The 13511-nt window shown below is 66.4% G+C and carries 19 protein-coding genes; all 19 read right to left on the minus strand.

The window, feature by feature from the left end:
• Positions 1 to 16 precede the first annotated feature (16 nt).
• Positions 17 to 247, minus strand: a complete 231-nt coding sequence (tatA, locus tag LGM56_RS33015) for a Sec-independent protein translocase subunit TatA (protein WP_021161850.1) — start codon at positions 245 to 247, stop codon at positions 17 to 19.
• Positions 248 to 340: 93 nt separating this feature from the next.
• Positions 341 to 706 (minus strand): histidine triad nucleotide-binding protein, encoded by a 366-nt coding sequence (locus LGM56_RS33020; protein WP_059491979.1) that lies wholly within the window; start codon positions 704 to 706, stop codon positions 341 to 343.
• 31 nt (positions 707 to 737) lie between these two features.
• Entirely contained in the window at positions 738 to 1130 is a 393-nt protein-coding gene (locus LGM56_RS33025) for a DUF4870 family protein (protein ID WP_046544796.1), read from the minus strand.
• 69 nt (positions 1131 to 1199) lie between these two features.
• Positions 1200 to 1565 carry a phosphoribosyl-ATP diphosphatase gene (locus tag LGM56_RS33030; protein ID WP_006485344.1) on the minus strand — a complete coding sequence of 122 codons (366 nt, stop codon included), beginning with the start codon at positions 1563 to 1565 and terminating at the stop codon, positions 1200 to 1202.
• The gene (gene hisI, locus LGM56_RS33035; protein WP_089493975.1) at positions 1562 to 1978 is read right to left on the minus strand and encodes a phosphoribosyl-AMP cyclohydrolase; all 417 of its coding nucleotides are present in this window, start codon (positions 1976 to 1978) and stop codon (positions 1562 to 1564) included. Before hisI ends, LGM56_RS33030 begins: the two co-directional genes overlap by 4 nt.
• The gene (gene hisF / locus LGM56_RS33040) at positions 1978 to 2751 is read right to left on the minus strand and encodes an imidazole glycerol phosphate synthase subunit HisF (RefSeq protein ID WP_011350732.1); all 774 of its coding nucleotides are present in this window, start codon (positions 2749 to 2751) and stop codon (positions 1978 to 1980) included. Before hisF ends, hisI begins: the two co-directional genes overlap by 1 nt.
• A gap of 107 nt (positions 2752 to 2858) precedes the next feature.
• Positions 2859 to 3614: a 1-(5-phosphoribosyl)-5-[(5-phosphoribosylamino)methylideneamino]imidazole-4-carboxamide isomerase gene (gene hisA / locus LGM56_RS33045; protein ID WP_089472032.1), complete on the minus strand. Its 756-nt coding sequence runs from the start codon at positions 3612 to 3614 to the stop codon at positions 2859 to 2861.
• A gap of 164 nt (positions 3615 to 3778) precedes the next feature.
• Complete coding sequence (hisH, locus tag LGM56_RS33050) at positions 3779 to 4420, minus strand: imidazole glycerol phosphate synthase subunit HisH (protein WP_089439072.1); 642 nt, start codon at positions 4418 to 4420, stop codon at positions 3779 to 3781.
• Positions 4417 to 5037: a YchE family NAAT transporter gene (locus tag LGM56_RS33055; RefSeq protein ID WP_039366649.1), complete on the minus strand. Its 621-nt coding sequence runs from the start codon at positions 5035 to 5037 to the stop codon at positions 4417 to 4419. The genes hisH and LGM56_RS33055 overlap by 4 nt, the downstream gene beginning before the upstream one ends.
• 66 nt (positions 5038 to 5103) lie before the next feature.
• Complete coding sequence (hisB, locus tag LGM56_RS33060; RefSeq protein ID WP_011350728.1) at positions 5104 to 5691, minus strand: imidazoleglycerol-phosphate dehydratase HisB; 588 nt, start codon at positions 5689 to 5691, stop codon at positions 5104 to 5106.
• 65 nt (positions 5692 to 5756) lie between these two features.
• On the minus strand, positions 5757 to 6830 hold the full coding sequence (hisC, locus tag LGM56_RS33065; protein WP_089493974.1) for a histidinol-phosphate transaminase: 1074 nt from the start codon (positions 6828 to 6830) through the stop codon (positions 5757 to 5759).
• 144 nt (positions 6831 to 6974) lie between these two features.
• Positions 6975 to 8291: a histidinol dehydrogenase gene (gene hisD / locus LGM56_RS33070; protein ID WP_089424335.1), complete on the minus strand. Its 1317-nt coding sequence runs from the start codon at positions 8289 to 8291 to the stop codon at positions 6975 to 6977.
• Positions 8292 to 8315: 24 nt separating this feature from the next.
• Positions 8316 to 8969: an ATP phosphoribosyltransferase gene (hisG, locus tag LGM56_RS33075; RefSeq protein ID WP_011350725.1), complete on the minus strand. Its 654-nt coding sequence runs from the start codon at positions 8967 to 8969 to the stop codon at positions 8316 to 8318.
• On the minus strand, positions 8966 to 10315 hold the full coding sequence (gene murA / locus LGM56_RS33080) for a UDP-N-acetylglucosamine 1-carboxyvinyltransferase (RefSeq protein ID WP_069246963.1): 1350 nt from the start codon (positions 10313 to 10315) through the stop codon (positions 8966 to 8968). Before murA ends, hisG begins: the two co-directional genes overlap by 4 nt.
• A 14-nt stretch (positions 10316 to 10329) precedes the next feature.
• Positions 10330 to 10569: a BolA family protein gene (locus LGM56_RS33085; protein WP_006477131.1), complete on the minus strand. Its 240-nt coding sequence runs from the start codon at positions 10567 to 10569 to the stop codon at positions 10330 to 10332.
• 56 nt (positions 10570 to 10625) lie between these two features.
• Positions 10626 to 11465 (minus strand): ABC transporter permease, encoded by an 840-nt coding sequence (locus LGM56_RS33090; RefSeq protein ID WP_226207856.1) that lies wholly within the window; start codon positions 11463 to 11465, stop codon positions 10626 to 10628.
• Positions 11462 to 12388: an ABC transporter ATP-binding protein gene (locus LGM56_RS33095; protein ID WP_226207857.1), complete on the minus strand. Its 927-nt coding sequence runs from the start codon at positions 12386 to 12388 to the stop codon at positions 11462 to 11464. The genes LGM56_RS33090 and LGM56_RS33095 overlap by 4 nt, the downstream gene beginning before the upstream one ends.
• Before the next feature lie 193 nt (positions 12389 to 12581).
• On the minus strand, positions 12582 to 12857 hold the full coding sequence (locus LGM56_RS33100) for a lipid asymmetry maintenance protein MlaB (protein ID WP_124453423.1): 276 nt from the start codon (positions 12855 to 12857) through the stop codon (positions 12582 to 12584).
• Positions 12854 to 13483, minus strand: a complete 630-nt coding sequence (locus LGM56_RS33105) for a phospholipid-binding protein MlaC (protein WP_050013177.1) — start codon at positions 13481 to 13483, stop codon at positions 12854 to 12856. The genes LGM56_RS33100 and LGM56_RS33105 overlap by 4 nt, the downstream gene beginning before the upstream one ends.
• Positions 13484 to 13511: the final 28 nt, after the last annotated feature.

A 13511-nucleotide genomic window follows, 5' to 3' on the forward strand; every position in this document is an offset into this window, starting at 1 on the left:
TGTCAGCGTACCGGCGTTACGCCTTGTTCGAGTCGGAACGCGTCGTTTCCTTCGCGTTGACGTCGACCGAGCCCGAGCGCGGCAGTTGCTGCGCGTCCGCCGGTGCTTCGCCGTCCTTCATGCCGTCCTTGAAACCCTTCACGGCGCTGCCGAGATCGTTGCCGATGTTGCGCAGCTTCTTCGTACCGAAAACCAGCGCGACGATCAGCAGCACGATCAGCCAGTGCCAAATGCTCAATCCACCCATGATGAAACCTCTCCTCAACCACGCCGCGATGCGGCGTAAATCGCCGGCAACGCGCCGGCTTCGACCATCGATGCGGGGAAACGCCCCGCGCCGTCAACCCATCCGCTGCCAGGGGCGCGGGCCGGCCAGGATATGCGCGTGCAGGTGGTAGACCTCCTGCCCGCCGCCCGGGCCCGTGTTGATCACCGTACGGAAACCGGTTTCGCCGCCCGTATACGCGACGCCGAGCTGGCCGGCGAGACGCGAGACGAGCAGCATCAGCCGGCCGAGCATCGGTGCATCGGCGTCGCTCGCCGCCGACAGCGTCGGCAGATGCTGGCGCGGAATCACGAGCACGTGGGTCTCGGCCGCCGGGCGGATGTCGCGGAACGCGACGAATTCGTCATCCTCGTGCACCTTGGTGCTCGGGATCTCGCCTGCCGCGATCTTGCAGAACAGGCAATTCGGATCGTGACTCATGTTGCTCCTGCAGACGCCCGAGCGCGGCCGGTCAGAACCAGGCCTGCGGATCGAGCGGCTTGTTGTCGTTCAGGTACAGCCAACCCTTGATGATACGGTACAGCGTCCAGATCCATGTGACAAACATCACTGCGAATCCGACCACCACGAACATCAGCGCGAACCCGATCACATAGGCGATCAGCGCGCGCCAGAACGTGCGGATCTGCCACTCGAAGTGGGCCGCATACGGCGTGCCGGCCACATCGTCGCGCTTCACGTAGTTGATGATGATCGCGATGATGCCCGTGACGCCGCCCGTCAGCCAATGAAACGCATAGAGGCCGTAGAGCACGTGAGTCAGCGTGCGCAGCCCGTTCAGGCGCTCGGCGTCCGCGGCCCCCGGCACCGACGGCGGCGGAAACTGGCTTGGCGTATCGGTCATGATGCTACCCCCGTTAGATGACAATTCTTACAGCTTACCGCACTGTGGCCATCCCGCGACAAGGGCCTGTCAACCGCCGTTTTCCTCGCGCTCGCGACGCTTGCGCAGGGCCTTCTCCTCGATACCCGACAGACCTTCGCGGCGCTCGAGCTCGGCGATCACGTCGGCCGGGCTCAGGTCGAAATGCGACAGCATCACGAGGCAGTGGAACCACAGGTCGGCCACCTCGCCGACGAGCGCGGTCGGCGCGCCGCCCTGGCGCACGTCCTTCGCGGCCAGCACGACTTCCGTCGCCTCTTCGCCGATCTTCTTCAGCACCGCGTCGTCGCCCTTGTGGAACAGGCGCGATACGTACGATTGATCGGGATCGCCGCCCTTGCGGCTATCGATCACGGCCGCGAGGCGCAGCAGCGTGTCTTCGGTCGATTGCGTCATTTGTAGATGTGTTCGGGATCTTTCAGCACCGGTTCGACCGCGACCCAATCGCCGCTGTCGACGGTGCCTTCGAATTTCTGGAAGAAGCACGAATGCCGGCCAGTGTGGCACGCGATGCCGGACACCTGCTCGACCTTCAGCAGCACGACGTCCTCGTCGCAGTCGAGCCGTATCTCGTGCACGTGCTGCACGTGGCCCGACTCCTCGCCCTTGAACCACAGGCGCTTGCGCGAGCGCGAATAGTAGACCGCGCGCTGCGTCTCGATCGTCTTCGCCAGTGCCTCGCGGTTCATCCACGCGAACATCAGCACGTCGTTCGTCGACGCTTCCTGCGCGATCACCGGCACGAGGCCGTTGTCGTCCCAGCGGACCTTGTCGAGCCACGCGGGCAATGCATTCGTTTCCGTATTCATCACAGCCTCACCGGGATGCCCTGGTCGGCCATGAAGCGCTTCGCCTCGCCGACCGTGTGCTCGCCGTAGTGGAAGATACTCGCGGCCAGCACCGCGTCGGCGCGGCCGTCCTTGATGCCGTCGGCCAGGTGCTGCAGCGAACCGACACCGCCCGATGCGATCACCGGCACCGGCACCGCGTCCGACACGCCGCGCGTGAGCGCGAGGTCGAAGCCCGACTTGGTGCCGTCGCGGTCCATGCTCGTGAGCAGGATCTCGCCCGCGCCGAGCTCGGCCATCTTGCGCGCCCATTCGATCGCGTCGAGGCCCGTATTCTTGCGGCCGCCGTGCGTAAAGACTTCCCAGCGCGGCGTCTCGCCGTCGGCCGACACGCGCTTCGCGTCGATCGCGACGACGATGCACTGCGAGCCGTACTTGTCGGCCGCGTCGCGCACGAGCTGCGGGTTCGCGACCGCCGACGAATTCATGCTGACCTTGTCCGCGCCCGCGTTCAGCAGGCGCCGCACGTCCTCGACGGCGCGCACGCCGCCGCCGACGGTCAGCGGAATGAAGACCTGCGACGCGACGGCTTCGATGATCGGCAGGATCAGGTCGCGCTGGTCGGACGTCGCGGTGATGTCGAGGAACGTCAGTTCGTCGGCGCCCTGGTCGTCGTAGCGGCGGGCGATCTCGACAGGATCGCCGGCGTCGCGCAGCTCGACGAAGTTGACGCCCTTGACGACACGCCCGGCAGTCACGTCCAGGCAGGGGATGATGCGTTTAGCTAGAGCCATGATGTTGCGCCAAATGCCGCGATGGGACGGCCGGTTGCGGAAAGCCTCGCGCGAGGCTTCCGGTCGGGGCCGCCTGCAGGCAGCCCCGGCGAGCGGGACAGCCGCGCTTATGCGTTGTCGAGTTCGCCGTTCAGTTCGTCCGCGCGCCTTTGCGCGGCCGCGAAATCGAGATCGCCGGAGTAGATCGCCCGGCCGCAGATCACGCCTTCGACGCCGTGCTCCTCGACTTCGCACAGGTTCTCGATGTCCGTGAGGTTCGACAGGCCGCCGCTGGCGATCACGGGGATGCCGACTGCCTGCGCGAGCTTCACGGTCGCCTCGATGTTGATGCCCTGCAGCATCCCGTCGCGGCCGATGTCCGTGTAGACGATCGATTCGACGCCGTAGTCCTCGAACTTGCGCGCAAGGTCGATCACTTCGTGGCCGGTCAGCTTGCTCCAGCCGTCGGTCGCGACCTTGCCGTCCTTCGCATCCAGGCCGACGATGATGTTGCCGGAGAACGCGGTGCACGCGTCCTGCAGGAAGCCGGGGTTCTTCACGGCGGCCGTACCGATGATCACGTACGACAGGCCGGCGTCGAGATACTTCTCGATCGTCTCGAGGCTGCGGATGCCGCCGCCGAGCTGGACGGGAATTTCATCGCCGACCTCGTCGAGGATCGCTTCGATCGCCTCGAGATTCTTCGGCTTGCCGGCGAACGCGCCGTTCAGGTCGACGAGATGGAGCCGCCGGGCGCCGAGATCGACCCACTTGCGGGCCATCGCCGCCGGGTCCTCGGAAAAAATCGTGGCCTGGTCCATATCGCCCTGTTTGAGGCGCACACACTGACCGTCTTTGAGGTCGATGGCCGGAATCAGCAACATAGCAATCGGGTGTCGTCGTGGAAAAAGAAAAGAATCCGGCGCGTACCGGCCAATCCGGTACCGCGCCGTCTCGCTAGTTTAGTACAACTCTTTCGGCGCTTAGGCGCGAGCGCGCCGTGCGACAGGCCGTTCGGCCAGATCGACTGTGGCTCGCGCACCACGTTTCACGGTTTCCAGTGTACGAAGTTGCGATACAGACGCAATCCGACCTCCGCGCTTTTCTCCGGGTGGAATTGGGTCGCGAAGAGGTTGTCCCGCGCGACCGCGGACGTAAACGGCGCGCCGTAGGCCGTTTCGCCAACCGTATGCGCCGGGTTGTCCGGCGTCACGTAATAACTGTGCACGAAGTAGAAATACGCGTCGTCGGGCACGCCGTCCCACAGCGGGTGCGGCTGCGACTGGCGCACGCGGTTCCAGCCCATCTGCGGCACCTTGAAGCGCGAGCCGTCGTCCTGCAGGCGGCCGTCGAGCGCGAAACGCACGACCTTGCCGGGCAACAGGCCGAGGCCCTTCGTGTCGCCTTCCGCGCTCCAGTCGAACAGCATCTGCTCGCCGACGCACACGCCGAGCAGCGGCTTCGTGCGCGAGGCCTCGATCACGGCCTCCTGCAGGCCCGATTCGCCGAGGCTGCGCATGCAGTCGGGCATCGCGCCCTGGCCGGGCAGCACGACACGGTCGGCCGCGCGGATCGCGGCCGGCGTGTCGACGATCGCCACGTCGGCGGCCGGTTCGGCCTTCTTGAGCGCCTGCGCGACCGAGCGCAGGTTGCCCATCCCATAATCCACAATCGCAATCGAAGTTTTCATCTCAGTGCAGGCAGTAGCGCCCTCAGTCCATTGACGATGAATTCCACCGCCAGCGCCGACAGCATCAGACCCATCAGCCGCGTGGCGATGTTGATGCCCGTGCGGCCGATCCAGTTCGCGATCGGCTCGGCGAGCCGCATCGCGACGAAACACAGAAAAGCCAGGACCGCGCCGATCGCGACCAGCCCGGCCCGCTCATACCAGTGATGCGAGTTCGCCGCATAGATGATCACCGTGCTGATCGAGCCGGGGCCCGTGAGCAGCGGAATCGCCAGCGGCACGACCGCGATGTTGTCCTTCAGCTCGGCCTCGTGGCGCTCCTCCGGCGTCGATCGCGTGTTGCCGATCTGCGCGTTCAGCATGTTGATCGCCATCAGCAGCATGATGATCCCGCCGCCCACTTCGAGCGACCCGACCGAAATGCCGAAGAAGTCGATGATCTGCTGCCCGAGCAGCGTCGTCACCGTGATCACGCAGAACACCGACACCGACGCGATCCGGATCGTGCGCCGCCGCTCGGCATCCGTCTGCTGCGCCGTCAGGCTCAGGAAGAACGGCACCGCGCCGACCGGGTTGATCAGCGCCAGCAGCGATATGAACGATTTGAGCAGATCCATCGCAAGCCCGCGCCGCGCGCCGAAGCCGTGAGGTTGTCCTTGACGCGCCGTCCGGTCAGTTCAGGTTCAGAGACTGCCCTTCGTCGACGGAATCTGCCCCGCCGCACGCTCGTCCAGCTCCACCGCCGCGCGCAGCGCGCGGCCGAAGGCCTTGAACACCGTTTCGAGCTGATGGTGCGCGTTGATCCCGCGCAGGTTGTCGATGTGCAGCGTGACGCCCGCGTGGTTCACGAAACCGCGGAAGAATTCGATCGACAGGTCGACGTCGAACGTGCCGATCCGCGCCCGCGTGAACGGCACGTGGAATTCGAGGCCCGGCCGGCCGGAAAAGTCGATCACGACGCGCGACAGCGCCTCGTCGAGCGGCACGTACGAATGCCCGTAGCGGCGGATGCCCTTGCGGTCGCCGATCGCCTTCGCGACGGCCTGACCGAGCGTGATGCCGACATCCTCGACCGTGTGGTGGTCGTCGATATGCGTATCGCCATGCGCTTCAACCTCGAGATCGACCAGACCGTGTCGAGCGATCTGATCGAGCATATGGTCGAGGAACGGCACGCCGGTGGCCAGCTTCTGCTGGCCCGTGCCGTCGAGATTGAGCTTCACACGGATCTGCGTTTCGCTGGTATTGCGAACGACTTCCGCCACACGCATGGCAATTCCTTGACTGAGTCGATGTAAATGGGGATTGATCGTTTCGCGCTGCGGCGCCCGGAGGCTCAACCGGGCAGCGCGAGTTTCAAAGCGGCCAGCAGGCGCGCGTTTTCGTCGGGAGAACCGACGGTCAGCCGCACGCATTCAGCCAGCAACGGATGCATTTTACTCACGTTTTTGACCAACACCCGCTCGGTGAGCAGCGCGTCGAACACGGCGGCCGCGTCCGGCACGCGCACCAGCAGGAAATTGCCGGCGCTCGGGAACACCGTCGTGCCCGGCAGCGCGGCCACTTCCCGTGCGAGACGCGTGCGTTCCGCCCGCAGGTCGGCCGCCTGCGCGTCCAGCACGTCGAGGTGGTCGAGCAGGAAATCGGCGGTCGCCTGGGTCAGCACGTTGATGTTGTACGGCGGGCGCACCTTGTCGAATTCGGTCAACCACGCGGGCGAACCGACCAGATAGCCGAGGCGGATGCCCGCGAGGCCGAGCTTCGACACCGTGCGCATCACGACGACGTTGTCGAACTCGGCGGCGCGCGGCAGCCACGAGCGCACGGCGAACGGCTGGTACGCCTCGTCGATCACGACCAGGCTGTGCCGCGCGGCCGCGACGATCCGTTCGATATCGGCATCGTCGTACAGCGTGCCGGTCGGGTTGTTCGGGTACGCGAGATAGACGAGCGCCGGACGATGCTCGGCAACAGCCGCGAGCATCGCGTCGACGTCGAGCGTCAGGTCGGCCTTCAGCGGCACGCCGACGAATTCGAGCTGCGCGAGCTTTGCGGAGAGTTCGTACATCACGAAGCCCGGCACCGGCGCGAGCACCTTCGCGCCCGGCTTCGCACAGGCCATCGACATCATGCTGATGATTTCGTCCGAGCCGTTGCCGAGCAGCACGTCGCAGCCGGCCGGCACGCCCATCGCATGGCGCAGCTTGTCGAGCAGCGCGGCCGGGCGCGGCGCCGGGTAGCGGTTCAGCGCGACCTGCGCGAGACGCTCCCCGAGCGCCGCGGCGAGCGGTTCGGGCAGCGGGTACGGGTTCTCCATCGCGTCGAGTTTCACGAACCCGCTCGCGTCCGGCACCGGGTAGCTCGTCATCGCGAGCACGTCGCGGCGGATGATGTCTTGTGGCGTCGTCATGGTCTCAAGCCGGCGTACGTCGCGCCGGCGTCAATAAGTCGGCAAAGCGGCGGCTGCCGCCCTGCACAGGTGTCTCCCGCCCCGACCGTCGGGGGCCGGCCGGGCGGCACATCGGCGCCGGCCACGGCCTCAAGCAGCGTGCGGTCAGTTCTTCATCCGGAATTCGGCGCTCTTCGCGTGCGCCTGCAGCCCCTCGCCGTACGCGAGCTCGGATGCGATCTCGCCGAGCGTCTGCGCACCTTCCGCGCTGACCTCGATCACGCTCGAGCGCTTGATGAAGTCGTACACGCCGAGCGGCGACGAGAAGCGCGCGGTGCGCGACGTCGGCAGCACGTGGTTCGGGCCCGCGCAGTAGTCGCCGAGGCTCTCGCTCGTGTAGCGGCCGAGGAAGATCGCGCCCGCATGGCGGATCTGCTGGCCCCATTGCTGCGGCTCCAGCGCGGAAATTTCCAGGTGCTCGGGCGCGATGTCGTTCGCGATCCGGCAGGCTTCCGCCATGTCGCGCACCTTGATCAGCGCGCCACGGCCTTCGAGCGACGCGCGGATCACGTCCTGGCGCGGCATCGACGGCAGCAGCTCGTCGATCGCCTTTGCGACGCGCTCGAGGAACGCGCCGTCCGGGCACAGCAGGATCGATTGCGCGAGTTCGTCGTGCTCGGCCTGCGAGAACAGATCCATCGCGACCCAGTTCGGGTCGGTCGTGCCGTCGCACAGCACGAGGATTTCCGACGGCCCGGCGATCATGTCGATGCCGACCGTGCCGAACACGCGGCGCTTCGCCGACGCGACGTACGCATTTCCGGGGCCGCAGATCTTGTCGACGGCCGGCACCGTCGCCGTGCCGTAGGCGAGCGCGCCGACCGCCTGCGCACCGCCGATCGTGAACACGCGATCGACGCCGCCGAGCAGCGCCGCGGCGAGCACGAGGTCGTTTTTCACGCCGTCCGGGGTCGGCACGACCATCACGATCTCGCCGACGCCCGCGACGCGCGCGGGAATCGCGTTCATCAGCACCGACGACGGATACGCGGCCTTGCCGCCCGGCACGTACAGGCCGACGCGGTCGAGCGGCGTGATCTTCTGGCCGAGCACCGTGCCGTCACTTTCCGTGTATTGCCAGCTGTGCGTGCCGCACTCGATCTTCTGCTTCTCGTGGTACGCACGCACCCGCGCGGCAGCGGCTTCCAGCGCCGCGCGCGCCTTCGGCGCGAGGCCGTCGAGCGCCGTCTGCAGCGCGTCCTGCGGCAGCTCCAGCGCGGCGACGCTCGTCGCGCTCAGCCGGTCGAAGCGGTTCGTGTACTCAAGCACGGCGGCGTCGCCGCGCGACTTCACGTCGGCGAGGATCTGCGCGACCGATTGCTCGATCGCCGCGTCTTCGCTCGCCTCGAATGCGAGCAGCGCGCGCAGCTCGGCGCCGAAGCCTTCGCTCGTCGAATCGAGCTTGCGGATGGTGATGGACATGGGAGTTCCGTTACGGTGATGCGCTCAACCGCCATTCTGCGACGCGCGTTCGAACGCGTCGAGGATCGGCTTGAGCGCCGTGCGCTTCAACTTCAGCGCAGCCTGGTTCACGACGAGGCGCGACGAAATCGCCATGATCTCCTCGACCTCGACCAGATTGTTCGCCTTCAGCGTGCCGCCCGAGCTGACGAGGTCGACGATCGCGTCGGCCAGCCCGACCAGCGGCGCCAGTTCCATCGAGCCGTATAGCTTGATCAGGTCGACGTGCACGCCCTTCGCGGCAAAGTGCTCACGGGCGGTTTCGACGTACTTCGTCGCGACGCGCAGGCGCGCGCCCTGGCGCACGGCGCTCGCATAGTCGAAACCGGCCGACACGGCCACCGACATCCGGCAGCGCGCAATGTTCAGATCGATCGGCTGGTACAGGCCCGAGCCGCCGTGCTCGACCAGCACGTCCTTGCCGGCCACGCCGAAATCGGCCGCGCCGTATTCGACATAGGTCGGCACGTCGCTCGCGCGCACGATGATCACGCGCAGGTCGGGGTTCGTCGTCGGCAGGATCAGCTTGCGCGACGTTTCAGGATCCTCGGTCACCTGCACGCCTGCCGCGGCCAGCAGCGGCAGGGTTTCCTCGAAAATCCGGCCCTTCGACAGGGCAAGGGTCAGCGGCGCGGTCATGCTTGGCTCCCGGAAAGGCGGCGCACGTTCGCGCCGACGGCGGTCAGTTTGGCTTCCATGCGGTCGTAGCCGCGGTCCAGGTGATAGATGCGGTCGACCAGCGTTTCGCCGTCGGCACGCAGCCCGGCGATCACGAGGCTCGCCGACGCGCGCAGGTCGGTCGCCATCACGTTCGCGCCCGACAGCTTCTCGACTCCCGTCACGAGCGCGGTGTTGCCGTCGATCGTGATGTTCGCGCCGAGCCGGTTCAGCTCCTGCACGTGCATGAAACGGTTCTCGAAAATGGTTTCGACGACTTGCGCGGTGCCCGTCGCGACCGTATTGAGGGCCATGAACTGCGCCTGCATGTCGGTCGGGAACGCCGGATATTCCGACGTACGGATCGTCACCGCCGACGGGCGGCGGTCCATCTTCACGCGCAGCCAGCTGTCGCCTTCCTCGATCGACACGCCGGCTTCGCGCAGCTTGTCGATCACCGCGTCGAGAATGTGCGGGCGCACGCCCGTCAGCATCACGTCACCGCCGGCCGCCGCGACCGCGCACAGGAACGTGCCGGCCTCGATGCGGTCGGGGATCACCGAATGGCGCGCGCCGTGCAGCCGCTCGACGCCCTGGATCACGAGGCGATCGGTGCCGATGCCGTCGATTTTCGCGCCCATCGCGACCAGCAAGTGTGCGAGATCGCTCACTTCCGGCTCGCGCGCGGCATTTTCGATCACGGTCTCGCCGTCGGCGAGCGTCGCGGCCATCAGCAGGTTTTCCGTGCCCGTCACCGTGATCATGTCGGTCACGATGCGCGCGCCCTTCAGGCGCTTCGCGCGGGCTTCGATGAAGCCGTGCTCGATGCTGATCTCGGCGCCCATCGCCTGCAGGCCCTTGATGTGCTGGTCGACCGGACGCGCGCCGATCGCGCAGCCGCCCGGCAGCGACACCTTTGCCTCGCCGAAGCGCGCGAGCAGCGGCCCGAGCACGAGGATCGACGCGCGCATCGTCTTCACGAGCTCGTACGGCGCGACGAGGTTGTCGACGCGCGACGCGTCGAGCTGCACGCGGCAGCCGTCCGTCTCGCTCTTCACGCCCATCTGGTTCAGCACCTTCAGCGTGGTCCGCACGTCCTTGAGATTCGGCACGTTGTCGAGATCGACCGGGTCACCGGTGAGCAGCCCCGCGCACAGGATCGGCAGCGCGGCATTCTTCGCGCCCGACACGACGATCTCGCCCGACAGGCGGTGGCCGCCTTCGATCACGAGCTTGTCCATCCCATGGCCATGCGCTTCCCCGTTGGCGGCCGGGTGTGCCGTGGCGACGCTCTGGACGGCGTCGCGCTCGTTGACGGTGACTTGCACTCAGTGATTTCCGTTTATGCGTTCTGCCATTCGGCGGGCGTCAGCGTCTTCATGCTGAGCGCGTGAATTTCCTGTTTCATGCGGTCGCCGAGCGCCGCATAGACGAGCTGGTGCCGCTGGATCGGCCGCTTGCCTTCGAAGGCCGCCGACACGATCGTCGCGAAGAAATGCTGGCCGTCGCCTTCGACTTCCAGATGCGTGCAGGCGAGACCGCCGGCGATGTATTGCTTGACCTGTTCGGGAGTCGGCAACATGGTGTAAGGCTCCTGTCGGCGCGCGCCGCCCGGATGGCGGCCGCTGCCTGTCGATATCAATGACGCAGTTTGTAGCCGGTCGCGAGCAGCCGCATCGCGATCAGCGCGAGCAGCACGAAGAAACCGGTGACGATCGCGAGGCTCGCGAACGGGTTGATGTCGGACGCGCCGAAGAACCCGAAACGGAAGCCGTCGATCATGTAGAAAAACGGATTGAGACGCGAGATCTCGCGCCACACGGGCGGCAGCGAGTGCGTCGAATAGAACACGCCGGACAGGAACGTCAGCGGCATGATCAGGAAGTTCTGGAACGCGGCGAGCTGGTCGAACTTCTCGGCCCAGATCCCGGCGATCAGGCCGAGCGTGCCGAGGATTGCCGAGCCGAGCAGCGCGAACGCAATGATGAACAGCGGCGCCGCGAAATGCATCGGGATAAACCAGATCGTCACGACGAACACACCCGCGCCGACCGCGAGGCCGCGCACCACGGACGCGAGCACGTACGCGCCGAAGATGTCGCGGTACGACAGCGGCGGCAGCAGCATGAACACGAGGTTGCCGGTGATCTTCGACTGGATCAGCGACGACGAGCTGTTCGCGAACGCGTTCTGCAGCACGCTCATCATCACGAGGCCCGGCACGAGAAAGCTCACGTACTCGACGCCCGGATAGACTTCGACGCGGCCCGACAGCGCGTGGCCGAAGATCGTCAGATACAGCAGCGCCGTGACGATCGGTGCGCACACCGTCTGGAACGACACTTTCCAGAAACGCAGCAGTTCCTTGTAGAACAGCGTTTGAAACCCGCTTCCCGACACTCGCCGGGCCGCCCCAAGAGTGGCGGGCGCCCCCTCGGGGGGCAGCGAACGCAGTTCGCGTGGGGGTTGTTGATTCATGCCAGACCCTCGATGACCTCGGCCCCGTTCATCACCTGGACGAACACATCTTCGAGGTCGGCCTTGCGGACCTCGATCTCGTCGAACGTGCAGCCCGCCGCGCGGCACTGCGCGAGGATCCGCTCGACATCGTCATAGCTCGTGAGGCGCAGCAGGTGCTCGCCCGGCGCGCGGGCGGCCGGGTCGGACTCCAGCCCGCGCAGCTCGGACGGCAGCGCGCCGGTCGCGAGGCGCAGGTAGAGCTGCAGCCCCGCGAAGCGGCGCAGCAGCGCATCGGTGCGGTCGAGCGCGACCACTTCGCCACGGCGCAGCATCGCGATGCGGTCGCACAGCGACTCGGCTTCCTCGAGGTAATGGGTGGTCAGCACGATCGTGTGGCCTTCGCGGTTCAGGCGCGAGATGAATTTCCACAGCGTCTGGCGCAATTCGACGTCGACGCCGGCGGTCGGTTCGTCGAGCACGATCACGGGCGGCCGGTGCACGAGCGCCTGCGCGACCAGCACGCGGCGCTTCATCCCGCCCGATAGCGCGCGCATGTTCGCGTCGGCCTTCTCGGTGAGGTCGAGATTGGCCATCACTTCGTCGATCCAGTCGTCGTTGCGGCGCAGCCCGAAATAGCCGGACTGGATCCGCAGCGTCTCGCGGACGGTGAAGAACGGATCGAACACGAGTTCCTGCGGCACGACGCCGAGTGCACGGCGCGCGCCACGGAAGTCCTTGACGACGTCGTGACCGCGCACCGAGATACTGCCTTCGTCGGCCCGGGCGAGCCCGGCGAGGATACTGATGAGCGTGGTCTTGCCTGCGCCGTTGGGGCCGAGCAGACCGAAAAACTCGCCTTCCTCGACCGACAGGCTGACGCCCTTGAGCGCCTGAAGCGCCTTGTAGCGCTTCTTGACGTGACGGATTTCTATGGCTGACATGACTGTGCGCGACGCCAGGGCCGCGACGCCTATTCTGTGCTTGCTGCGTATGAAAATGGGGGGCCGGACGCCGATTGGCTGCCCCGCAAAACGCTTGATTATAGGGCAAACCGGCTGGGGGAGCCGGTGCCGGAGGCACGCGGCCTGAAGCTTGCGCGCGCCGGGCGGCGCGGCAGGCTCCGGTCGGACAGGGTCAATGTCGCCCGGTGCCGTCGATGAGCGCGTCGACGCCGTACGCGCGCGCGAGGCTGGCGAGCTTCGGGGGGAGATTGAGGATGTCGAGGGTCGCGCCGCGCGACTTGGCGGCACGTTGCCATGCGAGCAGCACGGCGAGCGCGGACGAATCGAACTGCGTCAGCGCCGCGCAATCGACGGCGGTCGCGCCCGCGCCGATGCGCGCAAGACCGTCCGCGAGCGCGGACTTCGCGCTCGCGACGGTCAGCGAGGAGCCGGCTTCGAAGCCGCTCACGACGCTTGCTTGCCGGCGGCAAGTTGCTGGTTGCGCTGCGTGAGGAACTGGATCAGGCCTTCCACGCCGCTTTGCTGGATCTTCTCGTTGAACTGCTGCTGGTACGTCTGGATCAGCCACGCGCCGAGCACGTTCAGGTCATACACCTTCCAGCCGTTGGCCGTCTTGTACAGGCGGTAGTCGATCTGGACCGGCTGGCCGTTGTTCATCGCGACCGTCTTGACCACGACATCGGTATCGGCCGGATCGGCGCGGAACGGCGGGTACTGGATCTGCTGGTCCGGCTTCAGCTGCGCCAGCGCGCCCGAGTACGTGCGGATCAGCAGCAGCTTGAACTGCTCCTGAACCTGCTGCTGCTGCTCGGCCGTCGCCGTGCGCCAGTTGCGGCCCATCGCGAGCTGCGTGGTGCGGCGGAAATCGGTGTACGGCAGGATGTCCTTGTTGACGATCGTAATGATGCGGTTGGTGTCGCCCTGCTTGATCGTCTGCTGCTTGACTTCGTCGAGCACCTGCTGCGTCGCCGTCTTGATCAGCGCCTGCGGGTTCGACTGGTCGACTTGCGCGTGGGCTGCGCTGCCGAACGAGAACAGCGCCGCGAAAACGGGGATCAGGAACAGTTTTTTCATCATAGTGGCCTGCATGAATGAGTCGATG

The organism is Burkholderia sp. AU38729, assembly GCF_020419725.1.
Classification (GTDB): Bacteria; Pseudomonadota; Gammaproteobacteria; order Burkholderiales; family Burkholderiaceae; genus Burkholderia.

What these genes read in the sequence shown, in the direction of transcription:
- tatA (WP_021161850.1), bottom strand. Translation starts at nt 247, where the DNA reads ATGGGTGGATTGAGCATTTGGCACTGGCTGATCGTGCTGCTGATCGTC.
- LGM56_RS33020 (WP_059491979.1), bottom strand. Translation starts at nt 706, where the DNA reads ATGAGTCACGATCCGAATTGCCTGTTCTGCAAGATCGCGGCAGGCGAG.
- LGM56_RS33025 (WP_046544796.1), bottom strand. Translation starts at nt 1,130, where the DNA reads ATGACCGATACGCCAAGCCAGTTTCCGCCGCCGTCGGTGCCGGGGGCC.
- LGM56_RS33030 (WP_006485344.1), bottom strand. Translation starts at nt 1,565, where the DNA reads ATGACGCAATCGACCGAAGACACGCTGCTGCGCCTCGCGGCCGTGATC.
- hisI (WP_089493975.1), bottom strand. Translation starts at nt 1,978, where the DNA reads ATGAATACGGAAACGAATGCATTGCCCGCGTGGCTCGACAAGGTCCGC.
- hisF (WP_011350732.1), bottom strand. Translation starts at nt 2,751, where the DNA reads ATGGCTCTAGCTAAACGCATCATCCCCTGCCTGGACGTGACTGCCGGG.
- hisA (WP_089472032.1), bottom strand. Translation starts at nt 3,614, where the DNA reads ATGTTGCTGATTCCGGCCATCGACCTCAAAGACGGTCAGTGTGTGCGC.
- hisH (WP_089439072.1), bottom strand. Translation starts at nt 4,420, where the DNA reads ATGAAAACTTCGATTGCGATTGTGGATTATGGGATGGGCAACCTGCGC.
- LGM56_RS33055 (WP_039366649.1), bottom strand. Translation starts at nt 5,037, where the DNA reads ATGGATCTGCTCAAATCGTTCATATCGCTGCTGGCGCTGATCAACCCG.
- hisB (WP_011350728.1), bottom strand. Translation starts at nt 5,691, where the DNA reads ATGCGTGTGGCGGAAGTCGTTCGCAATACCAGCGAAACGCAGATCCGT.
- hisC (WP_089493974.1), bottom strand. Translation starts at nt 6,830, where the DNA reads ATGACGACGCCACAAGACATCATCCGCCGCGACGTGCTCGCGATGACG.
- hisD (WP_089424335.1), bottom strand. Translation starts at nt 8,291, where the DNA reads ATGTCCATCACCATCCGCAAGCTCGATTCGACGAGCGAAGGCTTCGGC.
- hisG (WP_011350725.1), bottom strand. Translation starts at nt 8,969, where the DNA reads ATGACCGCGCCGCTGACCCTTGCCCTGTCGAAGGGCCGGATTTTCGAG.
- LGM56_RS33085 (WP_006477131.1), bottom strand. Translation starts at nt 10,569, where the DNA reads ATGTTGCCGACTCCCGAACAGGTCAAGCAATACATCGCCGGCGGTCTC.
- LGM56_RS33090 (WP_226207856.1), bottom strand. Translation starts at nt 11,465, where the DNA reads ATGAATCAACAACCCCCACGCGAACTGCGTTCGCTGCCCCCCGAGGGG.
- LGM56_RS33095 (WP_226207857.1), bottom strand. Translation starts at nt 12,388, where the DNA reads ATGTCAGCCATAGAAATCCGTCACGTCAAGAAGCGCTACAAGGCGCTT.
- LGM56_RS33105 (WP_050013177.1), bottom strand. Translation starts at nt 13,483, where the DNA reads ATGAAAAAACTGTTCCTGATCCCCGTTTTCGCGGCGCTGTTCTCGTTC.